The following is a 24670-nucleotide window of genomic DNA, read 5'->3' on the forward strand; positions in this document are numbered from 1 at the left end:
CCGCTGCAACACGTCGACGCTAGAGTGTCGGCTGCCGTTCCCGTTCCGGAGATCCCCGCATGATGGTCCGTACCGCACTCGTTCTCCTGCTGAGCGGTCTGTCCGCGTCGGCGTTCGCCGGCAGTTTCGCCGGCACCAGCGCGGGCGCGTCGTCCGGCGGCTCGTCGGCTTCTTCGGGCAGCACGTCCGGCGACGACAAGGTGGTGCTGCAGGCGCGCGAAGATGCCGCGGGCTTCGTCGCCAGCGACGGTCGCATCCGCGGCGCACGACTGGAGGCGGCGTTGCGTCATCTGCGCGAAACGCAGAGCGCGGCGCGTGACGCGTCCGATCTCGCACTCGCCCAGGCGATCCTGGCGCGTTGATCCCGCAGGCGCGCCTGCATCTGCGCGCTGCCCTGTGTCTTGCCGCCGTGTTGCTGGCGCCGGTCGCGTCGGCAGCCGGTTGGTCCGTTGCACAACGGGCGGATGGCGCGCCGCTGACATCCGCCGAGTCGGCGCGTGCCGATGCCGCGATCTCCGCCGTACTGGCGCGTCTGCCATCCGCGTGGCGTGATGCGTCTGGACTCGATGTGGTCATCGACTGGCGCGATGATCTGCCCGACGATGTGCACGGCCGGACGTTCGGCGCGCATCTGCGCTTGCGTCGCGCGTTGCTGGCCGACGACGCGTCGGTGCAGTCCCTGCAGGTCGCGCTGTTGCACGAGTTCGCGCATCGTTACGACCGTTCGCCGCATGGCCATCTGTCACGCGATCCGCGACTGCGCGATCTCGCCGGCTGGCCGCAACGTCCGCTGCGTTTCGGCATGCGTGTGCGTGACAACGCGATGCGCGACCGCAGCCCCGATGCCTACGAGCGCGCGTCGCCCGCCGAGTTCGTCGCGGTCAATCTCGAATATTTCCTGCTCGACGCCGAATACGCCTGTCGCCGGCCGGCGCTGCACGCCTACTTCGCGGCGCACTTCGACTGGGCCCCGCCACACACGCCCTGCGCGCCGGATCTTCCTTTCGTGGAGGCCGAACCGGCTGCCGAAACCGCGCCACTGCGCGCGCTGGATCCGGCGCGCGTCTACGCCGTCGATTACCTGCTGGCCGAAGGCAATGCACGGCCGATGAGCCGCTGGGGCCACAGCATGCTGCGGCTGGTGATCTGCGCGCCCGGTCGTGCGCCCGGACCGGATTGCCGTTTCGATCTCGCCCATCACCGCGTGCTGTCGTTCCGCGCCTTCGTCGACGACGTGCAGATCTCCAGCCTGCGCGGGCTGACCGGGCGCTATCCCTCGCGCCTGTTCGTGCTGCCGCTCGACCAGGTGATCGATGAGTACACGCGGATCGAACTGCGCGGCCTGCAGTCGATTCCGCTGCAGCTGTCGAACGGCGAGATCGCCTCGCTGCTGACGCAGGCCGCGAACCTGCACTGGAGCTACGACGGCCGCTACTACTTCGTCGGCAACAACTGCGCGGTCGAGACCTGGAAGCTGCTGCAGACCGGCGTGCCGCGCCTGGCCGATGCGCGGTTGCGCAGCATCACGCCGACCGGATTGTTGCGGAAACTCGTGCGCAGTGGCGATGCGGATCCGACGGTACTCGATCGCGAGGACGCGGTACGCGGCGGCTACTACTTTCCGTCCGCCGACGCGGAGTACCAGGCATTGCTGGACGTCGCCCGCGCGGTGCAGCCGTTGCCGGTCGCGCGGGTCGACGACTGGCTGGATCTGCCGCCGGATGCGCGCGCGCCGTGGCTCGCCGACGCGCAGCTGCGCGATGGCGCGGCGCTGCTGGTGCTCGAGCATGCGGCGCGGCGGCGGGAAGAGTTGCGGCTGCGCGATGTGCTGAAGCGCCAGCTGCTCGATCCACGGCACGCGGCTGGTGCGGCGCCGGCGGTCGCAACCCTGCGTGCGTTACTGGCGGCTGGCGACGGTCTCAGTCGGCCGGCGCAGTTGCTGACGGTCGGATACGGTTTGCCGCAGGCGGCGGAACGCGCGTGGCTGCAGGGCGACCTGGACGCGCGCGCGCAAGGACTGCGTGGACTGCGTGGGCAGCTGGAGGATGAAGCGCGCGCGGCGCTGGCGCCCGAGGCACAGGCGCGAATCGCGGCGCTGGTCGGGAACGTGGATGCGCTTGGTGCGCGGCTGCGCGCGCTGCATCGAGAGGCGGGCGGGCTGCAGTTGGACTGAGTGATCGGTGATGGGTGTCGCTGCGCCCGACCCATCCTGCGAAGGTGCGTCCTGCCGTTTGCGGACTTGGGTCGCGGTCGCAGACAGCCACATGCACGCGCGTTGGTCTGCAGAACAACGGCGCGCTGCCTCTGCAGCGCGCCACCACGGCACGCTCAGTCCGCGCGACCGCCGAATTCGCCGGTACTGGTGCTGACCAGAATCCGCTCGCCGTTGGTGATGTATTCCGGGACCTGGATTTCGATGCCGGTGTTGAGCTTTGCCGGTTTCGGACGCTTGGTCGCGGTTCCGCCCTTCAGTTCGGGCGGCGTCTCGATCACTTCCAGCACCACGCTCGGCGGCAGCTGCAATCCGACCGGTTGTTCGTCGATGATCTGCACGTAGCAGCCCGACAACGCATCGGTGATGTAGCCGCTGGCTTCGCCCACAACGTCGGCGTCGAGCGTGTAGGGCGTGTAATCCTCGTCATCCATGAACACGAACGCCTCGCCGTCCTTGTACGAGAACGTCGCCTGCCGGCGCTGCAGTTCGACTTCCTTCAGATCGTCGTCGCCGCCGATGTTGAGGTCGAACTTGTTGCCGCCCGGCACGCTGTAGAGCGTGAAACGCATCTTGAGTCCGCCGCCGCGACCCTGCGGCGCGCTGCGCTCGATATCACGCACCTGGTAGACGGTGCCGTTGTGTTCGATCACGTTTCCTTTCTTGACGTCGTAGGCTTTCATCTTTGTTCGCTGCTGGATGGAGGGGACGCCGCCGCGTCCGCGGCAGCCGGAGTGCGGAGGTAGAGCCGCAGGTTGGGATAGTCGATCACGGCGCCGCCGCGTTCGAGGATGTCGGCGCCGATCACACCGTCGACCGGCGCTTCGCCACGCTGCGAAAACGCCGCGTTGACGTGGTCCAGCGCGAGGAAATGCACGGTGAACGCGTCGTCGCGGTAGCCGCCGATGTGCAGGCGGTTGCCGGGCAGGGCACCGATCGCCATGCCCGTGCCGCCGGCGCCTGTCGCCCGGCCGCCGGCCACCACGTCACGGCCCTCGTCGAACCGGGACTGCGCCGCGCGGTCGATGACCGTGCGGCCCGCGCCGGTGTCGAGAATGAAGGTGCCGGCCACGCCGTTGATGCGCACGTCGACGGTCAGGTGCGCATCGCCGTGACGTTTCATCGGCACCGCGGTGTAGCCCGCCGGCGTCAGCGCGGCGGCGAGCGCCGTCGGCGCCGCCTCGCGCGCGGCCACCGGCAGGCTGCACAGCAGCGCAGCCAGTCCACATGCGATCGCCGATGTCGGAACGACGCGCCGCATCACTTCGGTGCGAGACGCACCGCACCGTCGAGGCGGATGGTCTCGCCGTTGAGGTAGCGACTGCCGACGATGTAGGCGACGAGATCGGCGAATTCCTCGGGACGTCCCAGACGCGACGGGAACGGGATCGAGGCCGACAGCGACTGCTGCACCTCGTCCGGCATGCCGTCGACCATCGGCGTCCAGAAGATGCCCGGCGCGATCGTGTTGACGCGGATGCCGAAGCGCGAGAGCTCGCGCGCCATCGGCAGGGTCATGGCGACCACGCCACCCTTGGACGCCGAGTACGCGGCCTGGCCGATCTGGCCTTCGTACGCGGCTACCGACGCCGTATTGACGATCACGCCACGCTCGCCGTCTTCGCCCGCATCGTTGCGCTGCATGACGGCGGCCGCGGCCTTGGCCACATTGAAGCTGCCGACGAGATTCACCATGACGGTGCGGCTGAAGGTATCCAACGGCATCGGCGCTTCGCGGCCCAGCACGCGGCCGGCGCCGAGAATGCCGGCGCAGTTCACCGCCACGTTGAGTCCGCCCAGGAACTCACGCGCCGCGTCGACGTTCTCGGCCACGCCGGCTTCGTCGGTGACATCGGTGCGCAGGTAGCGCGCATTGGCGTCGCCGAGCGCGGCGACCGCTTCGGCGCCCTTGTCGTCGTTGACGTCGAACAGCACGACCTTGCCGCCGCCGGCGACGAGGTGACGGGCCACGGCGAGGCCGAGGCCGGAGACGCCACCGGTGACGAGGGCGCGGACGGAATCAGGCGTCATGTGCGGATCCTTGAACGGAAAACCCGCAGTTTAACCGGCCGGCCGCGTGCGCCGGTCAGGTCAGCACCGACAGGCGTGTTCAGACCGCCGCGCCGGGTCCGCCCTGCAGGCGCCGGGAGAATTCGTCGGGTGACAGCCCCGGTGCGAACAGGAAGCCCTGACCGACCGTCACACCGAGATCGAGCAGGAACCTGCGTTGCGCTTCCGACTCGACCCCTTCGGCCACGAGCCCCAGACCGAGACTGCGCGCAATGCCCGCGACGGCCTGGCACACCGCGACGTCGGAGCGGTCGCCCGGCACGCCGCCGACGAAGAGCTGGCTGAGCTTGAGCCCGTGGATCGGCAACCGCCGCAGATAGTTCAGGCCGCTGTAACCCTCGCCGAAATCGTCGATGCTCAACTGCACACCCATGTCGCGCAGCGCAGCGAAGGTGCGCAGCGTGTCGGGCGCGTCCTCGATCAACACGCGTTCGGTGAATTCCAGTTCAAGCGCGCTGCCCGGCAAGGCGAACTCCGCGAGCACGTCGCGGACATTGGCGGCCAGCTCGTCGCCGAGGAACTGCCGGTAGGACACGTTCACCGCCACCCGCACGATGCCGAGTCCGGCATCGCGCCACGCCGCCGTCTGCCGGCAGGCCTCGCGCAGCACCCAGGCGCCGATGCGGACGATGTCGCCGGTGCTCTCGGCGTGCTCGATGAAGTGGTCGGGGCGCATTTCGCCGAGCTGCCGGTTGCGCCAGCGGATCAGTGCCTCGGCGGCGATCACGCGGCGGCTGCGCAGGTCGACCTGTGGCTGGTAGACGAGATGGAACTCGTCGTTGTCGATCGCGCGGCGCAGGTGCGTCTCCACCCGCAGCCGGTCCTGCTGGCTCTGCGCCAGCGCCGGCGTGAACAGCTGCCAGCCGTTGCGGATGCGCCGCTTGCTCTCGTACATCGCCGCGTCGGCGTTCTGGATCAGCGTCTGCGGCCGGTCGCCGTCCTCGGGAGCACGCGCAATGCCGATGCTGGCCGTGATCGAGAACTCCTCTTTGTCGAACCGGAAACCGTCGCCGAATCCGTCGAGGATCGCATTGGCGACCCGTTCTGCATGGCTGGCGCCGACTCCGGCGTCGCAGATCACCAGGAACTCGTCGCCGCCGAAGCGGGCGATGTGGCCCGACGCCCCGACGGCCTGACGGATGCGATGCGCGGCGGCGATCAGCAACTCGTCGCCGGCCGAGTGGCCGAGTGCGTCGTTGACGAACTTGAAGCGGTCGAGATCGATGTAGAGCACCGCCACCCCGGCGCGCGCGGGGTCGGCCATTCGCGCTTCCAGTTCGCACAGGATCGCGTCGCGGTTGAGCAGGCCCGTCAGCGGGTCGGTGCGCGCCTGCGCCCGCAGGATCGCCTCGTCATGCTTGTCGCGGGCGATGTCCTGCAGGGTGCCGGTCAGCCGCGAGGTCGCCGGATCCCCCTGGCGTGGTCCGCCGATCGCGCGCACCCAGAACGCGCTGCCATCGCCGCGCAGTCCCTGCAGTTCGAGATCGAAGCCGACCGCGTCGAGCAGGGCCGCGCCGAGCGCATCGCGCAGGCGGCTGCGGTCGGGCGGCAGCAAAAGCTCGACCAGTGCTTCCATCGTCGTCGGCGGCTGCGCGGGATCGAGGATCTGCGCCGCTTCGGCGGTGAGGTAGAGCCGATCGGTCCCGCAGTCGAGTTCCCAACCGCCGATATGCGCCAGCGCCTGTACGCGGTCGAACATGGCGCTGTCGCGTTTGAGCGCGCTGACGTCGGAGAACAGCGAGAGCACCTGATGCGGGCGATCGCCCCCTGGCGGGTATTGGGGCACTGCGGTGACCGTCAGCCAGTACAGCTCGCGGCGCATGCGGTGGTAGAGGCCGACCAGCGTGCTCTCGACGATGCGGCCGTCGCGCAGCGCCCGGACCGGCGGCAGTTCATCCCACGGCATCTCGTTGCCGTCGGGTCCGATCGCGACCCAATCACCGAGGTTGGACGTGTCGCCGAGCGAGGTGCCCTGGCGGATGCCGAGCAGACGCAAGGCCGCCGGATTGCCGTAGACGAACCGGCCGGCGACGTCGTGGATCGCGATGCCCCGATCCATGACGTCCATCAGTTCGCGGTAGCGCACCTCGGCCTCGCGGCGCTCGCTCAGATCGCGCGCCACCGCGACGAGGCAGGGCTGGCCATCGTGTTCGAACCCGGCGGTGTGCACCTCGACCGGAAAACGAGAGCCGTCGCCGCGCATGTTGGTGACTTCGATGACATAGGTGCGCCCGCGGTTGACCGCGTCCCAGACGGGGGCGAGGTGGTCGCGCGGGAGATCCGGATTCAGCACCTCGATCGGCTGGCCGACGATGTCGGTGCGCGGTCTGCCGTAGGCCTGCTCGCCGGCGCGGTTGAGGTCGAGCACGATGCCGCTCGCGTCGAGGATGCTGACCGGGTCGGGCACGGCGTCGAACAGCGCGTGGTATCGCAACGCCGCGGCGTCGGCTTCGGCGCGCGCAGCCGCCAGCGCATCGCGCGCCCGGGCGAGCAGAGCCCGGACATCGGACGGCAGGTCGGTGTCGTCGGCGGCCAGCGACAGTGCGTCGGGCAGCGCCAGCGCGTGGGCCTGGCGTTCCAGCAGTCCGGTGTTCCCCGTGCCCGATGGATGCGTCATGTGCGCGGCGCCAGCGCCCGTCCGAGGTGGGGAGGAGTACGACCAGTTTTAGCGCCGACGCACGGCTGCGTCCAGACGGCTGCCCGCCGGCGCGGCTCGCACGTCTTGCCTAGGCGGATGTCGTGGGGATCCATGTCGTGCAGACAACGGCCGATCCTCGACCGATCGGCCATCCGCGGTGCCAGGGGTTCCGAATCGGGCGCCAGGTCCTGGCTTCACGCGGCATGTCGGAGCGGCGCCGGCCATGCCGCTGGCGAAACGGACTGGATCCGTAACGCCAGTCCGCGGGCCCCGCGTCCGCGCCATCGCGGGCGTAGAATTGCGAACCATTCTCGATACCAGATCACCGCCGTGAATCTCTGCCAGCTGCAGCGCCGCACGCCCGCCCTCGTCGAGGGGGTCGAGACCGTCGGCACCGTCGATCCCATCGCGCGGCGGCTCGGGGAGCTCGGATTCGTGCCCGGCGAGCCGGTGGAGGTCATGGCGGCAGGTCCGTTCGGGGGCGATCCGCTGCTGGTGCAGGTCGGCTACACCCGCTTCGCACTCCGCCGCAGCGAAGCCGCTCGCGTGCGCGTACGCGTGGCCCCTGCGGCATGAGCCCTGCGATGGCGGCACCGCGTTTCGCGCTGGTCGGCAGTCCCAATGCCGGCAAGACGGCGCTGTTCAATCTGCTGACCGGCAGCCGGCAGAAGGTGGCGAATTACGCCGGCGTGACCGTCGAACGCAAGGAAGGCCGCATGCAGGGGCCGAACGGGGAAGCCTGGGCACTGCTCGATCTGCCCGGGGCCTACAGCCTGCAACCGGCGAGCCTGGACGAGGCGATCACACGTGACCTGTGCCGCGGTTTCTATCCCGGCGAGCCCGCGCCCGACGTGCTGGTGTGCGTGGTCGATGCGACCAACCTGCGCCTGCATCTGCGCTTCGTGCTGGAACTGCGCACGCTCGGCGTGCCGATGATCGTGGCACTGAACATGGCCGACGCCGCGCAGCGCCGGGGCATCGTGATCGACGGTGCGGCGCTGGAAGCGAAGCTGGGCGTGCCGGTTGTGGAGACGGTCGCCATTCGCCGCGACGGCGCGCAGGCGTTGCTGGCGCGATTGGCTGAAGTCGCAGCACATCCGCACGCACCACACGCGGAGAGCCTGAGCGACGACCTGCACGCCGAAACGCGCGCGCTGCTCGCCGCGACGGTGACGATGCCGCGCCGCACCGCGCGCATCGACGACGCGCTCGATCGCTGGTTGCTGCATCCGGTGTTCGGTCTGCTCGCGCTGGCGACGATCATGTTCCTGATCTTCCAGGCGGTGTATGCGTGGGCCGCGCCGATGATGGATCTGATCGATGCCGGCACGTCGGCGCTCGGCGCGTGGGTGTCGACGACACTGCCGGCCGGCCCGCTGAACAGCCTGCTCGCCGACGGCATCATCGCCGGCCTCGGCGGCGTGATCGTGTTCCTGCCGCAGATCCTGATCCTGTTTCTCTTCATTCTCGCGCTCGAGGAGTCGGGCTATCTGCCGCGGGCGGCGTTCCTGCTCGACCGGACCATGAAGGGCGCTGGGCTGTCGGGCCGTTCCTTCATCCCGCTGCTGTCGAGCTTCGCCTGCGCGATCCCCGGGATCATGGCGACGCGTTCGATCCAGGATCCGCGCGATCGCCTCGCGACGATCATGGTCGCGCCGCTGATGACGTGTTCCGCGCGCCTCCCGGTCTACGCGCTGCTGATCGGCGCCTTCATTCCGCAGCGCCAGATCTGGGGCGTGTTGAGCCTGCAGGGGCTGGTGCTGTTCGCGTTGTATCTGGCGGGCATTCTCAGTGCACTGGCTGTTTCGTATCTGATGAAGACATGGCGCCGCGACAAGCGCGAGCACGCATTGCTTCTCGAGTTGCCCTCGTACCGCCTGCCGCATCCGCGCGACCTTGCGATCGGGCTCAAGGAGCGCGCGATGATCTTCCTCAAGCGCGTGGGCGGGATCATCCTCGCGCTGACGGTACTGCTCTGGTTCCTGTTGTCGTTCCCGGGGCCGCCCGATGGCGCAACGGGCGCGGCGATCGAGTACAGCTTCGGTGGCCGCATCGGGCATGCACTGGCGGTGCTGTTCGCACCCCTTGGTTTCAACTGGCAGATCTGTATCGCGCTCATTCCCGGGCTCGCCGCGCGCGAGGTGGCGGTGGCGTCGCTGGCGACGGTATATGCACTTTCGGCCACCGATGACGCCGCCGCCGCGCAGGCGCTCACGCCGATCATCACCGACGGCTGGTCGCTGGCCACCGGTCTGTCGCTGCTCGTGTGGTTCATCTACGCGCCGCAATGCCTGTCGACCTGGGCGACGATCAAGCGCGAGACCGGTTCATGGAAGTTGATGGCGGTGAACGCCGGTTACCTCTTCGCGCTGGCGTATTTCGCATCTCTGGTGACCTACCAGATCGCGCGCGCGCTGGGCGCGGGCTGAGCGCGCTGCGATGACCACTGGACTGCTCCTGCAATACGTCGCGGTCGCCCTGGCCGTGCTGCTCAGCGCGGGGGTGGTGCTGAAGACGCAGGCCCCGAATGCGACGCGACGTCTGCGCATCGCGCTCGCACTGCCGCTGATGCGCGAGGGCCGAGCCGCCTGGGTGCGCGCGCTGGGGAGACGCATCGCACCGGTGCCGACTGCGGGCCCAATGTGCGGCGGCTGCAATAGTTGCGGTCCAGCCAAGCGCTGACTGCATCGCGGCACCTTCAGGCGGTCGGCAGAAGCACCGTGCCTCTGCCGACCTCACGGCCACCTTCGACCAGCACGAACGTGCTGCCGTCTTCGATGTCGACCGGCCCCTCGCACTTCAGCAAGGCGGCGACGGTGCTGCCTGGCTCGACAGCGCCTTGGGCGTCGAAGCGCAACGCACACACGGGGGCTGCCACGACTTCGCCATTCGTGCCGATGAAGCGGACATTGGGTCGATAGTGACTGAAGACCGCGCTGCGGCGTCCACCGTCCGCCTGCGTGCGGAAACTCACGCAGGCCCGGATGTCGTCGCGCAATGCGAATGCATGCGTACGGGGCGGCGTCTTTGCGGACCGCGACGCGACGTCCTCGGCAGTTGTCGCGCAGGGCGCGCCGTATGTGGGGCCGGCGATCGATTCGGCAGACGGCGTCGCTGCGGTGTCAGTCGACGCGGGAATGACCCGCTCCGTACCGCTCGATGCTTCGACCGCGGTCGCCGTGGTCGGCGTGCCGGGCGCGCACGCGGCACATGCCAACCCGGCAACGAGCAGGCATGCGGAAGAGAGGGATCGGGCAAAAAGACGCATCGGACATCCTTGCCGTGGAGACGCGCGTCATTGCGCGTCGTAAATGCGGAGACGCTAGTGGCGTCCCCGACTCAAAGGTGAGCGTGTGGGGCGGCGCACATCGCTGGTCGGGGTGACTTCCACCGACAGGCTGAAGGTGCGCTCATCGCCTACCAGCAATGCGCCGACGCCGACGACCTGGCGGTTGATCTCCTTGCCGTCCTCGTCGCGGATCACCAGCACGACCGAGTATTCCCAGGCGCCGCCTTCCGACGGATGCCGGATGCGGCCCTCGACCTGCAGCGCGGTTGTGGTCTCCTCGCGCTGCACGGTGTTGCGCGCCACGATCGGCGAACCGGGGGCGGCGTCGATCTTCAGGTGGTGCTGACACGCTGGACAGCGCGAAGCGCTCTCCAGGATCAGGGTCCTGCAGTGCGGGCAGGTGCGCGTGGCACCTGCCGCGCCCGGGCGACTGCTCACGGTCAGTCGCTGGACTTGTCGTTGGCGGCCTTGTCCTTGGCATTTCCGGTCGGCGCCGGCGTGGATTTGACATCGCCCCAGCCGCACTCGATGTGGCCACGGATCTTCGAGCCCGATGCCACCGTCAGCGAGCCTGCCTTGAGATCGCCGGTGAGTACCGCAGAATCGCGCAGCTCGACCAGCGACGCCGACTCGATGTTGCCTTCCAGTTCGCCCGACACCAGCACCTGCTGGGCGCGGACGCCACCGTTGAGCTTGGCGCCGTGTTCGATGGTCAGGTTGCCCTGCACGTTGACGTCGCCCTTGAAGCGGCCGGCGATGCGGACATCGCCGGTACCTTCGATCTTGCCTTCGATCGTGAGGTCGGCGGCAATGATCGATTCCTTGTTGACCGGCGCTGCAGGACGCGGTGCCGCAGCCGCCGTCGCCGCGGGCGCAGGCGTGGTGGCAGCCGAGGTCGGCGGTGTCGCGGTCTGGAAATCCGCAACCGCGGGCGGGGGCGTTTCGCGTGCCGGAGCGGGCGGCGGCGGTGCGTCGGTACCGAAAGTGGGGGAATCTTTCTTGACGGTGCCGGACTGCTGGAAAATGGCCATGTCGCGCGTTACCTCGGAAATGGACAGGAGAGCGGAAACGACCGCTCGAACAGGGGAATTCCACGCCGCCGCGAGGGCAAACGCGGACTCCGAGCCTAGCACGCAATCGGCGACACCCGACTGTGACCGGCAGACCGGATTCGAGACATGGCAAGGACTTGCCGCATGTTCAAGACGCGTTACGCGAGATGTGGTCGGGCGGTCTTTTACCGATCCAGGCACGCAGGGCCACTGCGGTTGCTGGACGAGCTGAACGGCGGATCGATGCGTGATCGCCCGTGTCGCGGTCGGCATCTGGGCAGTGCCGACGTACAACCGCGGGCATTCCGCCACCGTTGCACGCCAAAGAAGGCAATGGCTCACTTGGTGCGCGTATCCCGCGCTGCCCTATGGTCAGGGACGCGCGGCGCGGGCGTGCCTGCGTACAACTGAAACCGCGAGATGCCAGGCCGGTCGAAGGACGGCATCGGCGCAGGCCTGGCGATCGATGGCACGCGACGGATGGCATGCCTCAAGGCGAACGCCAGATGCCTTCGCGCCGTGAGCTCGAACGCTTGCTTCGCATTCGCGCAGAAAAAAGCCCGCCAATCGGCGGGCTTTTTTTGCATCGGCAGTCGCGGGAATCAGCGATCGGCGCGCTCTTCCACGCGCTCACCGGCGTTCTCGATGGCCCGGCCTGCGTCTTGCGTCGCCTGGCCCGTTGCGCGGGCGGCTTCGTCGGCAGCGGCGTCCGCACGGCGTGCAGCGTCCTGCGCGGCGACTTCCGCGCCCTGGGCCGCTTCACGAGTCTGCTGGGCTGCAGCGTCGGCAGTGGCGCGCGCGGCGTCCGCGGTTGCGGATGCGGCGTCGGAAATGGCCCGGCCCGCGCTCTCGGTCGCCGCGGCGGCTTCGGCGCGCTCACGCTCGGCATCGGTGGAATTGCTGCAGGCGGCAAGCGCCAGCAAGCTCGCGGCGGCGATTACGGTCATCGGCTTGAAATGCATGGCGTGTCTCCTGTGAGGGTGCGGACGGCGCGAAGATTGAATGCGCCTGCGTGAGGGCCGCGCAAAGACATCGACGTTGGCCGGTGTCCGGCTGGACCGCCGTTCTGCAGAGGCGGGCCGGCGATCCGCGCGCACAAAAAAAGACCGCCGGGCGAACCCGGCGGCCTTCGAATTCACTGGCGATGGCGCGAGGCCATCGAAGCAAATTACGGCGTCACTGCTTCAGCAGCGTCGGCGGCGTCTTCGGCCTTGGACTCTGCGTGGTCAGCGGCGTCAGCAGCGTGCTCGGCGGCGGTGTCGGTACCGGCAGCAGCAGCCTGGGCAGCTGCGTCGGCAGCGGCGTCAGCAGCAGCAGCGGCGTCGTCAGCAGCAGCCTGCGCGGTGCCGGCAACGGCCGGATCCTGCGTCTCGTTGGCAGCAGCCTGTGCGTCGGCAGCTGCTTCAGCAGCGCCTTCAGCCGAGCTGTTGGCCTGGTCGGCATTGCTGCAAGCAGCCAGAGCCATACCCAGAGCCAGGGCAAGCAGAGCCTTGTTGATCGTCATTGTGTCTTCCTCGTCTGAAAGTTTGGGCAACGCGCTTAATGCGCGCCGCCGACATGATGACAAGCCTCTGACGGGTGTCAAGCGGGACGTGCGTGGTTTTTTCGTAAAAAACACGTTATCCGAAGTTCACGCCATTTGCACGGCAATTGCCGTCGCTTCGCCACCACCGATGCAAAGCGTTGCCACACCGCGATTTAGCCCGCGCGCCTGCAGTGCGTGGATCAGGGTGACGATCAGTCGCGCGCCGCTCGCGCCGATCGGATGGCCGAGCGCAAGTGCGCCCCCATTCACATTGAGACGGTCGTGCGGGATGCCCAGATCCTTCATCGGCGCCATCGCCACGTTGGCGAAGGCTTCGTTGACTTCGAACAGGTCGACGTCCTCGACCTTCCAGCCGGCCTTGTCGAGCACGTTCTGGATCGCGGTGACCGGTGCGGTGGTGAACCATTCCGGCGCCTGCGAATGGCGTGCGTGGGCGACGATGCGCGCCAGCGGCTTGAGGCCGTGCGCGGCGGCTTCATCGGCCGAGGTCAGCACCAGCGCCGCGGCGCCGTCGGAAATGCTCGAGGAGCTGGCGGCGGTCAGCACGCCGTCCTTGCCGAATGCGGCGCGCAGGGTCGGGATCTTCTCGACCTGGATCTTGCCGGGCGCCTCATCGGTGTCGAACGTGGCATCACCCTTGCGGGTCTTGACCGTGACCGGAGCGATCTCGTTCTTGAACGCGCCGCTTTCGATCGCCCGCTTCGCACGGGTGGCGCTTTCGACGGCGTAGGCATCCAGGTCTTCGCGGGTGAAGCCGTACTTGTGGCTGGCGATGTCGCCGAACACGCCCATCGACTTGCCGTCGTCGGGATTGGTCAGGCCGTCCCACGCCATGTGGTCGAGCATCTCCGCGCTGCCGTAGCGGATGCCGGTGCGCGAGCCGTTGAGCAGGTGCGGTGCGTTGGTCATCGACTCCATGCCGCCGGCGACGACGAACTTCGCGGTGCCGGCCTTGATCAGGTCGTGGCCGAACATCACCGCCTGCATGCCCGAGCCGCAGACCTTGTTGATGGTCACGCAGCCGGCCTTGTCCGGAATGCCTGCCGCGCGCGATGCCTGGCGCGCCGGTGCCTGGCCCAGACCGGCCGGCAGCACGCAGCCGATGATGGCTTCGTCGATGAGGTCGGGCGACACGCCGGCATGTTCGAGCGCGGCGGTGATCGCGGTCGCGCCGAGGGTCGTCGTGGGAACGCCGGTGAACTGGCCGAGCATGGAACCGATGGCGGTGCGCTTGGCGCCGACGATGACGATGTCAGTCATGGGGGAGGTGACTCCAATTGGGTGAACTGCTTGGTCCGCCGATTATCGCACCCGGCGCCTGCGCGTGCGGAATGAGCCATGCGCCGATGGCACGCGATTCCGATTGCGGGTATAGATGCGGCGACAGGGGCACAGGCGGATGCAGCGCGTCCGCATCGAAGAGGGAAGACATGATGTCGAGAGCGAGCAACCGGCGCGGCGGCGCGCGGGCAATTCCACCGACCTTGCTGGCCTGTGCGCTGGGCATGGCGCTTGCGGGCTGCGGCGGCGGCGGATCCGGGGACGGGCTGGTGATGCCCACGCCACCACCGCCGCTGGCCCCCCCGCCGACGAGTCCACCGCCGACGGTCGTCCAGCCACCCAATCCGGCCTACAGCCGCCATCTGATCGACACCAATACCTATGCGGCCCAGGAAGCCGGGTTCACCGGCCGCGGTGTCCGCATCGGGTTTCTCGACAGCGGCGTCAACCGCAACCATCCCGCATTGCGCGGCCGGGTGGTGGCCAACCTGACCTATGTCGGGTCCGGCAACAATCTGTCGGTGGACGATGCGGACGGGCACGGGACTGCGATCGCCCAGACGGCGGCCGGCCAGCCCTTCGGCACCTGGCCCGGCGGTGTGGCGCAGAACGCGGAGATCGTGTCGGCCCGCATCATCAACGACAAGCCGCCGGTGGATGACGGCACCGGAAACGGCAATCCCGTGACCGGCCGGATCGGCGTGGAGTCGATCCATGCCGACCTGATCCGACGCGACGTGCGGGTCATGAACAACTCCTGGGGCGGCCTGTATCTGACTGGAGACGCCGCCGCGGGTGCGATCGCCGGCGAGTACCGGCCGTTCGTGGTGAACCATGGCGGACTGGTCGTGTTCGCCTCCGGCAACTCGAGTCGTCGGGACCCCTCGGACCTGGCTGCATTGCCGAGCCAGCGCGGGCCGGGTGGCACCCTGCCTGCCGCCGATCTGGAGCGCGGCTGGCTGACCGTCTCCGCATTGGCGGAAAACAGTACGACGGCGCTTGCGGGTTACTCGAACGCGTGTGGCGTCGCGATGCGCTACTGCCTGGTGGCGCCGGGCACGGTGATCGTCACCGGCACCAACGACGCACCCAACGCGCCGACCTACTTCCGCTACAGCGGCACCTCGCTGGCTGCGCCGCTGGTCTCGGGCGCCGCCGCGCTCGTCTGGGAAGCGTTCCCGTACTTCGACAACGATCTCGTGCGGCAGACCATCCTCGGAACCGCGACCGATATCGGTGCGCCTGGCGTCGATCCGGTGTTCGGCTACGGTGCGCTCAACGTCGGCAAGGCGGTGCGCGGCCCGGCGAAGTTCGACTGGGGAGACGTCACCGCGAACTTCAGCAGCGGCACTTCGACGTGGGCCAACGACATCAGTGGCGCGGGCGGACTGGTCAAGCGCGGCGCCGGCACGCTGCAGGTGACTGGAGTGAGCACCTATGGCGGCGCGACGCGCGCCGAGGGGGGCACGCTCGCATTTGCCTCGTCGATTCCAGGGCCTGCGACGGTCGCTTCCGGCGCTGTGCTGCAGTTCGCCGGTGTGCGCGTGGGCGGCAATCTGGTCAACAACGGCACGTTCGCGGTGACCGGCAACACGCCCGCCCGCACGATCGCCGGCAACTTCCAGCAAGGGTCAGGCGGTCGTCTCGCATGGCAGATGGGTGCGCCGCTGCAGGTGAGCGGCACCGCCAGTCTTGCCGGTGAGCTGCAGGTCACGGGCGTCATCAGCGGCTATACGACCCAGCGCCGCGAGAATGTCGTGGAGGCCGCCGGCGGCATCAACGGAACCTTCGGCAGTCTGACCAGCGGACCGGGGGTGTTTCTCGAAGGCAATCTCCGTTACGACACCAATCTCGCCTGGATCGACGTGATCCGCCTCAACGTGACGGCAGCGGCGGCGTCGTTCTCGGCCATCACCGCGCAGTCCCTGGGCGCTGCGGAGCGTGTCGAGGGCGCCTTCGCGCAGATCGATGGACAGGCCCCGGTGGTCGACGGCCCCATCGCCGATGGATTCATCCGGGTTGCCGGCGAGTTCCAGGGCATCCAGGGAGAAGCGGCTGCGGTCGCCGCGCTCGAGAGCCTGTCCGGCGCCCAGCATGCGGCGGCGATGACGGCGACGTTCGACAACGTCGACATGGGGCGGCGTGCGATCGCGTCGCGCGTGGGCGCATTGGCGGCGCGCGATGCGACGGCCGGCGTGTGGCAGGAATCGCTGGGGCAGGGCGGCAGCGGCGGCTTCGCGCGCGATGGGTTCAGCGTCGATGGCTGGAGCATCGGCCGCGATCATCTGCTCGGCAATGGTCTTGTCGCCGGCTTCGCATTCGGCGAGCTGCGCGGCGATGGCTACGCCGGCGGGCGCGGTGACCGCAACCGCGACCGGCAGACGCAGGCGCAGGCGTATCTGGCGCGCAGCTTCGGCGACAGTTACGTCATGGCGCAGCTCGGCAGCGGGCGTTTCGATCGCGACATGCAGCGGCAGCTGTTCGCGGGCGCGGACTGGCAGGGGGTGTCTGCGCGCTACGCAGGCAGTTACACGCAGGCGGCGGTCGAGGCGGGGCACCAGTGGCGGCTCGGCGCGACTGCATTCGGGCCGTATGTCGGCGCCGAGCAGGTACGCCTGCGCAGCGACGGGTTCGACGAGCGCGGCGGCGATGGCTTCGGCCTGCGCAGCGCCGGCTGGGATGTGGCACGCAGCCAGGCGATCGCCGGCCTGCGCGCGCGCTGGGATGGGCCCGGGTTCTCGTTGCACGGGTACGGCGAATGGCAGCAGACGCTGTCGTCGAGCGGTTTCGATCTGCAGGCGAGCTTCACCGGTATCGAAAGCTGGGCGCCGATCACAGGGTTCGCGCCGGCACGCTCGGGTGGACTCGTCGGCATCGGCTTCGAATCCTGGCTGACCCCGCGCGCGCGGATGCTGCTGGGCGTCGACCAGCGCTTCGGCCCACGCGGCAATGACCTGATGGCGTCGATGCGGGTTGCGGTCGGGTTCTGAGTTCCGGTTGTGTCGAAGAAGGCCACCCTCGGGTGGCCTTTTTTTTGCTGGTGCGGCGCGAGGGGAGCTCTGCGGCGCAACAGAGGTTCTGCAGCGAGATGGAAATTCTGCAGCACGAAGGAGGTTCTGCAGCACCTCTCCCTTTGGGAGAGGTCGACGCGCACAGCGCGTCGGGTGAGGGCAAGCGAACCCTTGGCAGCGCGACCTGGCAGGCGATCCCGCAGATCCACTTCTTCACGATCTATCGCAATGCAACGCACCCATCTGCTGCTTGTCTCTGCCTTTCACACGACGCACTCCATGCGTCGGCCTCTCGCGGAAGGAGCGGTGCAAACGGAACCTCTATCGCCCGCAGGGCTCGGCCCTCACCCGACACGCTGTGCGTGTCGACCTCTCCCGGAGGGAGAGGTGCAAGCGGAACTTTTATCGCACGCAGTGTTCGGCCCTCAGCCGACACGCTGTGCGTGTCGACCGCTCCCCGAGGGAGAGGTGCAGCGCAAAAAAAGCGAGGCGGCCGCTGGTCAATCCCGTACTCAATGCGCCGCGTAATGGATCAACGGGCGTTCGTTGAGGGGTTGGACCTTGCGGTTGTTGTGGCTGTAACGGGCGTTGAAGCCGGCGATCTGTGCCGGCGACAGCGTCACCGGGGTGTCCAGCACGTACCACTCGACGTTCTCCGTCAGCGGCGGCGTGGTGAGTGAGCCCAGATAGTGGTGATAGCTCTTGTCGCGCGGCAGCATGATCGCGATGTCCTCGCGTTCGATCTCGCCTTCGCGTGCATCGCCCAGTGCTTCGAGAACTTCGCCGGCCAGTTTGTTGGCATCGCCTTCGCGGTACATCACCCCGACCACGGCCAAGCGGCCGTCCTTCGCCTTGAACACGAAGTGGCCTTCGAGCGGGAACGATTCGCCGTCGATCGTATGTTCGCTGGCGGCGTGGAAATGAAACTGCATCAGTTCGAAATGACGTCCGCGGATCAGCGCATCCGGGCCGTGCGCTTCCACTTCCACCGAATGGCCGTTGTCGACGACACGCAGTGCGGCCTCGGTATCGCGCAATTCGATCGCCTGCGCTTCCTCCATGTCGCCTTCGGTCGCCGCGGCCCGCTGGATGTCGATCGGGGACTGGCCCAGCGACGCGGGGTACTGCCACGTCTCCTGTCGCTCGTAATCGAACTGCTGGGCGAATACGAGCGTCGGTGCGAGCAGTGCGGCCATGGCCATGACAAGCGCGCGAGCGCGGGACGAATGCTGCATTGAACGCTCCGGATGGATGACGCCGTGCGACGCCGATGCGTCAGCCTACCTGTGCAGGTCCCGTGCGGCAGGTGCCTCGTGCGAAACCGCCAGATCCGGCAAGCAGCACGTGCGCTGCAACGAAAAACGCCACCCGGAGGTGGCGTTTTCGTGACAGTGTCGCGACGGCCCGATCAGCCGCCGCGCACGCGGCCCTGGAAGCGGGGCTGGGCGCGGCCCAGCGGCAGCTTCAGCTTGCCCATGGTCTCGATGCGCTCCTCGGCGAGACGGTCGGCGGCCATGTAGGTCGGCACGCCCTCGCGCTCGGAGATCTCGAAGATGCGCGTGAGGTTGTGGTAGATCGTGCGCATCATCCGCATCGCGCGCTCGCGGTTGTAGCCGTCGATCTCCAGCGAGATGTTCATCACGCCGCCCGCGTTGACCGCGTAATCGGGCGCGTAGAGGATGCCGCGCTTTTCCACTTCATCGCCGATCGCATTGTTGGCGAGCTGGTTGTTCGCCGCGCCGCAGATGATCTTCGCCTTCAGGCGCGGGAGCGTCTTCTCGTTGACCGTGCCGCCCAGCGCGCACGGCGAGTAGACGTCGGCGTTGACGTCGTAGATCTCGTCCAGACCCACGGCTTCGGCGCCGTACTCGTCCACCGCGCGGGTCACGCGATCCTTGTTGATGTCGGTGACGAACACCTTCGCGCCGCGCTCGGAGAGCAGCTTCACGAACTCGATGCCGACATGGCCCAGGCCCTGCACGGCATAGCTGTAGTTGCCGACGTCTTCGTTGCCGAACTTGCGGTTGAGCGAGGCCAGCAGGCCCTGCATCGTGCCGTAGGCGGTGAACGGCGAGGGATCGCCCGAGCCGCCGTGGACCTGATGCACGCCGGTGACGAACTGCGTCTCGCGGTAGACGAGTTCCATGTCGTTGACGTCGATGCCGACGTCCTCGGCGGTGATGTAGCGACCGCCCAGCGATTCGACGAACTGGCCGAACGCACGGAACAGGCCTTCCGACTTGTCGGCGGCCGGGTCACCGATGATCACGGCCTTGCCGCCGCCGAGGTTCAGACCGGCGACCGCGTTCTTGTAGGTCATGCCGCGCGACAGGCGCAGCACGTCATTGAGTGCGTCCTGCTCGGAGTCGTACGGCCACATGCGGGTGCCGCCCAGCGCCGGACCCAGCACGGTGTTGTGGATCGCGATGATCGCCTTCAGACCCACGTCCTTGTTGTGGCAGAACACGACCTGCTCGTGGCCGTAGGTGTCGAGGTGCTCGAAAATCATTCAAAACTCCGTCACGGGCGTTGGGCCCGACGTCTGGTGGCAGGAGGCGGCGTGGGGGCTGTGCGGGTCGGTCGAGGCGACCGGATGGGTCCGGCAGGGCCGCAGGGTGTGGGAAGCGCGCCATTTTACGCCCCAGTCCGGACAATTGGTTGAAGATGCAACTGCCGGGTGGAAAGGGCTTCAGGATCAGGTGGTTGCGGAGGCTTCGGCATTCTTGCCTCTCCACGCGATCGAGCTGCTGGTGAAGCCAGCCCAGCTCAGGCAGCCTGCTAGACGCACTAGGACGTCATCCCGGCGAAGGCCGGGATCCAGCGACTTGCCGGCAGATTGACTGCCGAATTAGAGGGCGTGGGCTACATCGGCACGGACTCGCGTGTTTGCCGGCTTTGCAGACTGGAAGTCACTGGATGACCAGCGCTACACGCTGTTATAGAGCCTTTCCGGCGTTCGCCGGGATGACGAGCGCAAGGAGGCAACGCCCTCCCAAGAAGGCGATCTCCTTCTGACTCGCCTGCCCGCGCTCCGCACAGCCTCATGGTTCGCCCCCACCCACCCTGTCTGGCCCGGAGCAGCGCGGCGGTCGTTCGATCGATCCGCGCGGCGGTGCCGTGCAAGCAGATCGCTCCCACCCCTCGCGAGCGGAGGAGGGCTTCGAGCGGCAATGCGACCTTACAGCTGCGACTCCACCGGCAACCACCGCACCACGTTCGCGCTCACGCGCTGCAGGCGCGTGCTGTCGGGTTCGAGTTCGAGCGGCACCGGCGGATCTTCGGCGCGGTCGAGCCAGCGGGTGTCGCCGTCGCCGTTGAGATACACCCAGTAGCTCATGCCCGGTGCGGTGAGGTGTCTGTATTCCTCGAACAGCGCCGCGCCCAGCGCGGGGTCGTCGAACAGCACGCCCATCTCGGTGTTGAGGTTGGCCGAGCGCGGATCGAGGTTGAACGAGCCGACGAAGCCGCGCTGGCCGTCGACCAGGATCGCCTTGGTGTGCAGGCTGGCGCCGCTGCTGCCGAACAGGCTGCTCGCTGCTTTGGCTTCCGCCTGGCTGCGGGCCTCGAACAGATGCACGCCGCCCTCGAGCAGCGTCTTGCGATAACGCAGATAGCCGCCGTGTACGGCGACCACGTCGTTCGCCGCCAGCGAGTTCGTCACCACCGCGACATGCACGCCGCGCTGGGCCAGATGGACCAGTCCGCTGGTGCCCTGCACGCCGGGCACGAAGTAGGGCGAGATCAGCAGCGCCGAGCGCTCGGCGTCCACGATGTCGCCGACGAGGCGTTCGACCAGCCAGTCCTCGCGGTCGTCGCCGCGCCATTTGATCGGCGGGTCGGACAGGATGCGGATGCTGTCGCTCCAGATCGGGGTCAGCCCCTGCGAGAAATAGCCGCGCACGCTCGGTGACAGCTCCATCGCGTCCAGATACCGGCGCGCTTCCTCGCTGCTCGACTCCTCTTGGATCTGGGCCAGCACCGCGCGGATCGTCGACTTCGACTTGCGGTTCAGCGCCTCGATCGGAATCGCCGCTTCGCTGTTCCAGAAGTCGTCGAAGATCGTGCTCGCATCGGCCACCGCCGGGCCGAACACCACCATGTCGAGGTCGTGGAAGTTGAACTCTTCCGCCGCGCTGAAATACTCGACGCCGATGTTGCGACCGCCCACCACCGCCACGCGGCCGTCGGCGATCCAGGCCTTGTTGTGCATGCGGTGGTTCACGCCCCAGGCGCGCTGCACCATTTCCAGTACCCGCATCACGCCGGTGCGGTTGCGGAACGGGTTGTAGACGCGCAGCTCGATGTTGGCGTGCGAGTCCATCGCCAGCAGCGTCTCGTCCATCTTCCCGATGCCCATGTCGTCGAGCAGGATGCGCACGCGCACGCCGCGCTCGGCGGCCTGCCAGGCCTCGTTGGCGAGCATCCGGCCGGTCAGGTCGTCGTGCCAGATGTAGTACTGCAGATCGAGGCTGCGCCCGGCCTGGCGCGCGGAGATCGCACGCGCGGCGTAGGCGTCCACGCCGTCGGGCAGCATGATCGCGCCGGTCATGCCGGTGTGGCGCGCCAGCAGCGGCACCAGTTCGCGGTCCAGCGCGGTGGCGTTTTCCGACAGCGGCAGCGTCCGGCTCGGCACGCCCGTGGCCGGCGGCAGCAGGTGGTCAGCCACGAAGATGCTGCTCACGGCCATCACCAGCAGCGTGAACAGGCCCCAGCCGATCAGTTTCTTGACGCGTTTCTTCATGGGCGCAGGCCGGTGGTCATCCGCACAAGCATCGCAGAACACGAATGCGAGTGTGATCGCAGCCATCAGATCGCCATTCCCGAGAAGGCGGGAAGCGCTCTTCAACAGCCCGGAGGGCTGGTCATCCAAGGACGTTTGCGCGATCGGATCGTGACCAGCCACGCGGCTGCTGGAAAGCACATCCACTCTCGCGGAAATGACGCGCCGTCGCGGCGCCTGCGACCGCCCGCGCGCACCTTGGGTCATATCGCGACCGTCATCGATCCGTTGCACACTGCGGCGGGGGATCCGTCGCTGTCCGCCCGGCAGGCCCGGGCGCGTTCGATATGCGAACCACGGAGGCTTCATGGCGACCAGGAAGACCACGCGCCGCGTTGCCCGCAAGGCGACCACCGCGCGGCTGCTCGATGCACGCCCCGACACCGCGGACTTCCGCGACCGCATGTTCGAACCCACGCTGGTCGACGTGCCCAGTGAAATGCCGCTGTCGCGCTTCATCGCGTTGCGCGTGCCGGTGCTCGACCAGGGCGAGGAGGGCGCCTGCACCGCCTACGGCCTGGCGACCGTCGCGCACACCCTGCTGCGACGCCGCCGGCCCGACCCGGTCACGCTGCGCATGAGCACGCGCATGCTCTACGACATGGCACGCCGCTACGACGAGTGGGAAGGCGAGGACTACGACGGCTCCAGCTGCCGCGGCGCGATGAAGGGCTGGCATCGCCACGGCGTGTGCGCCGACGACTGCTGGCCCGACACCACCGGCTCGCTGGACGAGGTCTACACCGAAGAACGCGCTCGCGCCGCGCAGGCACATCCGCTCGGTGCCTACTACCGCGTCAACCACAAGGATCTGGTGGCGATGCACGCCGCGTTCGCCGAAGTGGGCGTGCTCTACGCATCGGCCGCGGTGCACGCCGACTGGATGGCGCCGCCCAAGTCGGGCGTCATCGAATGGACCGAGCAACCGATCGCCGGCTACCACGCGTTCGCGATCGTCGGCTACGACCGCGACGGGTTCTGGATCCAGAACTCCTGGGGCACCGGCTGGGGCAAGCGCGGGTTCGGCTGGATCAGCTACGACGAATGGCTGCAGCGCGGCACCGATGTCTGGGTGGCGCGTCTCGCCGTGCCCGTGCGCCTGCAGCGCGTGCAGGCCGTGGCCGCCAGCAATTCCGCGCTGGCGCGGCAATCGAACGGCTACTCGCAGGCCGACCTGCGCCCGCACATCGTCAGCCTCGGCAACGACGGCCGCCTGCGCACCAGCGGCCGCTTCGGCACCAGCCAGGACGCGGTGCGCAACCTCATCCGCGAAGACCTGCCGCGCATCACGAAGGACTGGCCGAAGAAGCGGGTGATGCTGTACGCCCACGGCGGCCTCGTGCCGGAACAGGCCGCGATCCAGCGTGTCGCCGACCTGCGCGAACTGATGCTGCCGCAGCAGATCTACCCGCTGTGCTTCATCTGGAAGACCGACTTCTGGAGCACGCTCGGCAACATCCTGCGCGACGCCGTGCGCCCGCGCACGGAAGGCCTGATGGACACGGCCAAGGGCGTGTTGCTCGACCGCATCGACGACACCATCGAACCGCTGGCGCGCGCGCTGGGCGGCAAGGCGATGTGGAACGAGATGAAGGAGAACGCGCTGCTCGCGACCACGGCCGTTGTGCGCAACGGCGACCAGCTCACCGAAGCCGGCGGCGCCGCGCAGGTCGCACGCCTGCTCGGCGAATGGATGCAGGCCGATCCGACCGTCGAACTGCATCTCGTCGGCCACAGCGCCGGTTCGATCCTGCTCGCGCCGCTGGCGCAACTGCTCACCGCCGACGGCCTCGTGGCCAGCGGCCCCGCCGCCAGCATGCAGGGCATCGGCCAGCGCATCGCCAGCCTCAACCTGTGGGCGCCGGCGATGACCATGGCGCTGTTCGAACAGAGCTTCGCGCCCGCGCTGACCAGTGGCGCCATCGCGCACGCCGGCCTCTTTACCCTGAGCGACCGCGCCGAACAGGACGACCACGTCGCCCGCGTCTACAACAAGTCACTGCTGTACCTCGTCGCCCACGCCTTCGAGGAACGCGCGCGCAGCTGGGTGCGCCGCGAACACCGCCACGGCACCCCGCTGCTGGGCATGGCGCGCTTCATCGAATCCAACGGCGCCATCCGCGACCTGCTGGCGACCGGCAAGCTCGACTGGATCCAGGCGCCGGTACAGGGCGATCCGGCGCATGCGGCAGATGGCAGCGCGGCCACGAGCCATGGCGGCTTCGACGATGACCCCGCGACGCTGCAGGCCACGCTGTGCCGGATCCTCGGCGAGCGCAACACGACCGCGCCTGTGCGGATTCACCGCTCGGAATCGGGGCTGGCGGATTGCCGGGCGCGGTTGAGTGAGGCCATGGAGCCGGCGGGGCGGCGGTGACTGCTTCGTTGGTCTGAGTTGGTGTGGAAGTCGCTGGGCCCCGGCGTGCGCCGGGGCGACGGGGGGAGGGTGGTTTTCCCGGTGCTGATGCATCACGGAACGCTGGCAGTTGAAGCCAGAATGGATGACCAGCCGTTCGGCTGTTGAAAGGATCTTGCAGCTCGACCGGACATGCGCCGGTTGAAAGCCGCCGGGATGACGGCAGCGCGCTGGGCCTCTGCAGCCGTCGTCCCGGCGCAGGCTGGGGCCCATCTTGATCTCCGGCGCGCAATGCGCAGGCACAAGACAGCGCGGGCGACGCACTTCGGAACCGCAACGCTCCGCATCGCACCCGCACACGACACCCCTGAACCACTAACGTCGCCCCGGCGCATGCCGGGGCCCAGCGACTTGCGCTGCCGCCTCAACACGCAC

Annotated in this window: 20 protein-coding genes; 7 read left to right on the forward strand and 13 right to left on the reverse strand. The window is 68.2% G+C overall.

What is annotated here, in order from left to right; genetic code table 11:
- Positions 1 to 62: 62 nt before the first annotated feature.
- Positions 63 to 362, forward strand: a complete 300-nt coding sequence (locus AC3IRM_RS07130) for a DUF2388 domain-containing protein (protein ID WP_489205866.1) — start codon at positions 63 to 65, stop codon at positions 360 to 362.
- Positions 359 to 2173, forward strand: coding sequence for a DUF7844 domain-containing protein (locus tag AC3IRM_RS07135; protein ID WP_489205506.1), 1815 nt, complete (start codon positions 359 to 361; stop codon positions 2171 to 2173). The genes AC3IRM_RS07130 and AC3IRM_RS07135 overlap by 4 nt, the downstream gene beginning before the upstream one ends.
- A 155-nt stretch (positions 2174 to 2328) precedes the next feature.
- Here the strand turns inward: AC3IRM_RS07135 and efpL are convergent, their stop codons facing one another.
- The 4 genes from efpL to AC3IRM_RS07155 form a co-directional block, all read right to left on the reverse strand.
- Positions 2329 to 2895, reverse strand: a complete 567-nt coding sequence (efpL, locus tag AC3IRM_RS07140) for an elongation factor P-like protein EfpL (protein WP_489205507.1) — start codon at positions 2893 to 2895, stop codon at positions 2329 to 2331.
- On the reverse strand, positions 2892 to 3473 hold the full coding sequence (locus AC3IRM_RS07145) for a retropepsin-like aspartic protease (protein ID WP_489205508.1): 582 nt from the start codon (positions 3471 to 3473) through the stop codon (positions 2892 to 2894). Before AC3IRM_RS07145 ends, efpL begins: the two co-directional genes overlap by 4 nt.
- Positions 3473 to 4243, reverse strand: a complete 771-nt coding sequence (locus AC3IRM_RS07150; protein WP_489205509.1) for an SDR family oxidoreductase — start codon at positions 4241 to 4243, stop codon at positions 3473 to 3475. The genes AC3IRM_RS07145 and AC3IRM_RS07150 overlap by 1 nt, the downstream gene beginning before the upstream one ends.
- Positions 4244 to 4322: 79 nt before the next feature.
- Positions 4323 to 6899, reverse strand: coding sequence for a sensor domain-containing protein (locus tag AC3IRM_RS07155; RefSeq protein WP_489205510.1), 2577 nt, complete (start codon positions 6897 to 6899; stop codon positions 4323 to 4325).
- 366 nt (positions 6900 to 7265) lie between these two features.
- Between AC3IRM_RS07155 and AC3IRM_RS07160 the strand changes: the two genes are divergently transcribed.
- The 3 genes from AC3IRM_RS07160 to AC3IRM_RS07170 are packed head-to-tail and all read left to right on the forward strand — an operon-like array spanning position 7266 to position 9602.
- The gene (locus tag AC3IRM_RS07160) at positions 7266 to 7496 is read left to right on the forward strand and encodes a FeoA family protein (RefSeq protein ID WP_489205867.1); all 231 of its coding nucleotides are present in this window, start codon (positions 7266 to 7268) and stop codon (positions 7494 to 7496) included.
- The gene (feoB, locus tag AC3IRM_RS07165; protein ID WP_489205511.1) at positions 7493 to 9349 is read left to right on the forward strand and encodes a ferrous iron transporter B; all 1857 of its coding nucleotides are present in this window, start codon (positions 7493 to 7495) and stop codon (positions 9347 to 9349) included. The genes AC3IRM_RS07160 and feoB overlap by 4 nt, the downstream gene beginning before the upstream one ends.
- Before the next feature lie 10 nt (positions 9350 to 9359).
- Complete coding sequence (locus AC3IRM_RS07170) at positions 9360 to 9602, forward strand: DUF6587 family protein (protein ID WP_489205512.1); 243 nt, start codon at positions 9360 to 9362, stop codon at positions 9600 to 9602.
- 16 nt (positions 9603 to 9618) lie between these two features.
- Here AC3IRM_RS07170 and AC3IRM_RS07175 read toward each other — a convergent pair whose 3' ends face one another.
- From AC3IRM_RS07175 to AC3IRM_RS07200, 6 genes are all read right to left on the reverse strand, one after another.
- Positions 9619 to 9918: an EF-Tu C-terminal domain-related protein gene (locus tag AC3IRM_RS07175; protein ID WP_489205513.1), complete on the reverse strand. Its 300-nt coding sequence runs from the start codon at positions 9916 to 9918 to the stop codon at positions 9619 to 9621.
- 324 nt (positions 9919 to 10242) lie between these two features.
- On the reverse strand, positions 10243 to 10647 hold the full coding sequence (locus tag AC3IRM_RS07180; RefSeq protein WP_489205514.1) for a hypothetical protein: 405 nt from the start codon (positions 10645 to 10647) through the stop codon (positions 10243 to 10245).
- Between the two features lie 2 nt (positions 10648 to 10649).
- A complete protein-coding gene (locus AC3IRM_RS07185; RefSeq protein ID WP_489205515.1) occupies positions 10650 to 11240 on the reverse strand; it encodes a bactofilin family protein in 591 nt (196 codons plus the stop codon).
- Between the two features lie 623 nt (positions 11241 to 11863).
- Positions 11864 to 12223, reverse strand: a complete 360-nt coding sequence (locus tag AC3IRM_RS07190) for a hypothetical protein (protein ID WP_489205516.1) — start codon at positions 12221 to 12223, stop codon at positions 11864 to 11866.
- Positions 12224 to 12429: 206 nt separating this feature from the next.
- Positions 12430 to 12765, reverse strand: coding sequence for a hypothetical protein (locus AC3IRM_RS07195; protein WP_489205517.1), 336 nt, complete (start codon positions 12763 to 12765; stop codon positions 12430 to 12432).
- A gap of 126 nt (positions 12766 to 12891) precedes the next feature.
- A complete protein-coding gene (locus tag AC3IRM_RS07200; RefSeq protein ID WP_489205518.1) occupies positions 12892 to 14067 on the reverse strand; it encodes a thiolase family protein in 1176 nt (391 codons plus the stop codon).
- A 173-nt stretch (positions 14068 to 14240) separates the two neighbouring features.
- On the opposite strand from AC3IRM_RS07200, the gene AC3IRM_RS07205 reads away from it, so the two are divergent.
- Positions 14241 to 17078, forward strand: a complete 2838-nt coding sequence (locus AC3IRM_RS07205; protein ID WP_489205519.1) for a S8 family serine peptidase — start codon at positions 14241 to 14243, stop codon at positions 17076 to 17078.
- A gap of 533 nt (positions 17079 to 17611) precedes the next feature.
- Here AC3IRM_RS07205 and AC3IRM_RS07210 read toward each other — a convergent pair.
- The 3 genes from AC3IRM_RS07210 to AC3IRM_RS07220 form a co-directional block, all read right to left on the reverse strand.
- A complete protein-coding gene (locus AC3IRM_RS07210) occupies positions 17612 to 18334 on the reverse strand; it encodes a carbonic anhydrase family protein (protein WP_489205520.1) in 723 nt (240 codons plus the stop codon).
- Positions 18335 to 18507: 173 nt separating this feature from the next.
- Positions 18508 to 19608 carry a Glu/Leu/Phe/Val dehydrogenase dimerization domain-containing protein gene (locus AC3IRM_RS07215; RefSeq protein WP_489205521.1) on the reverse strand — a complete coding sequence of 367 codons (1101 nt, stop codon included), beginning with the start codon at positions 19606 to 19608 and terminating at the stop codon, positions 18508 to 18510.
- A gap of 669 nt (positions 19609 to 20277) precedes the next feature.
- Positions 20278 to 21840, reverse strand: coding sequence for a phospholipase D family protein (locus AC3IRM_RS07220; protein WP_489205522.1), 1563 nt, complete (start codon positions 21838 to 21840; stop codon positions 20278 to 20280).
- A gap of 346 nt (positions 21841 to 22186) precedes the next feature.
- On the opposite strand from AC3IRM_RS07220, the gene AC3IRM_RS07225 reads away from it, so the two are divergent.
- Positions 22187 to 24256, forward strand: coding sequence for a C1 family peptidase (locus tag AC3IRM_RS07225; RefSeq protein WP_489205523.1), 2070 nt, complete (start codon positions 22187 to 22189; stop codon positions 24254 to 24256).
- Positions 24257 to 24670: the final 414 nt, after the last annotated feature.

The organism is Luteimonas sp. KH_071, assembly GCF_057838005.1.

Excerpts from the sequence above, each read along its gene's own strand:
- AC3IRM_RS07130 (WP_489205866.1), top strand. The coding sequence starts at position 63 with ATGGTCCGTACCGCACTCGTTCTCCTGCTGAGCGGTCTGTCCGCGTCG.
- efpL (WP_489205507.1), bottom strand. The coding sequence starts at position 2,895 with ATGAAAGCCTACGACGTCAAGAAAGGAAACGTGATCGAACACAACGGC.
- AC3IRM_RS07145 (WP_489205508.1), bottom strand. The coding sequence starts at position 3,473 with ATGCGGCGCGTCGTTCCGACATCGGCGATCGCATGTGGACTGGCTGCG.
- AC3IRM_RS07150 (WP_489205509.1), bottom strand. The coding sequence starts at position 4,243 with ATGACGCCTGATTCCGTCCGCGCCCTCGTCACCGGTGGCGTCTCCGGC.
- AC3IRM_RS07155 (WP_489205510.1), bottom strand. The coding sequence starts at position 6,899 with ATGACGCATCCATCGGGCACGGGGAACACCGGACTGCTGGAACGCCAG.
- feoB (WP_489205511.1), top strand. The coding sequence starts at position 7,493 with ATGAGCCCTGCGATGGCGGCACCGCGTTTCGCGCTGGTCGGCAGTCCC.
- AC3IRM_RS07170 (WP_489205512.1), top strand. The coding sequence starts at position 9,360 with ATGACCACTGGACTGCTCCTGCAATACGTCGCGGTCGCCCTGGCCGTG.
- AC3IRM_RS07185 (WP_489205515.1), bottom strand. The coding sequence starts at position 11,240 with ATGGCCATTTTCCAGCAGTCCGGCACCGTCAAGAAAGATTCCCCCACT.
- AC3IRM_RS07190 (WP_489205516.1), bottom strand. The coding sequence starts at position 12,223 with ATGCATTTCAAGCCGATGACCGTAATCGCCGCCGCGAGCTTGCTGGCG.
- AC3IRM_RS07195 (WP_489205517.1), bottom strand. The coding sequence starts at position 12,765 with ATGACGATCAACAAGGCTCTGCTTGCCCTGGCTCTGGGTATGGCTCTG.
- AC3IRM_RS07200 (WP_489205518.1), bottom strand. The coding sequence starts at position 14,067 with ATGACTGACATCGTCATCGTCGGCGCCAAGCGCACCGCCATCGGTTCC.
- AC3IRM_RS07205 (WP_489205519.1), top strand. The coding sequence starts at position 14,241 with ATGTCGAGAGCGAGCAACCGGCGCGGCGGCGCGCGGGCAATTCCACCG.
- AC3IRM_RS07210 (WP_489205520.1), bottom strand. The coding sequence starts at position 18,334 with ATGCAGCATTCGTCCCGCGCTCGCGCGCTTGTCATGGCCATGGCCGCA.
- AC3IRM_RS07215 (WP_489205521.1), bottom strand. The coding sequence starts at position 19,608 with ATGATTTTCGAGCACCTCGACACCTACGGCCACGAGCAGGTCGTGTTC.
- AC3IRM_RS07220 (WP_489205522.1), bottom strand. The coding sequence starts at position 21,840 with ATGAAGAAACGCGTCAAGAAACTGATCGGCTGGGGCCTGTTCACGCTG.
- AC3IRM_RS07225 (WP_489205523.1), top strand. The coding sequence starts at position 22,187 with ATGGCGACCAGGAAGACCACGCGCCGCGTTGCCCGCAAGGCGACCACC.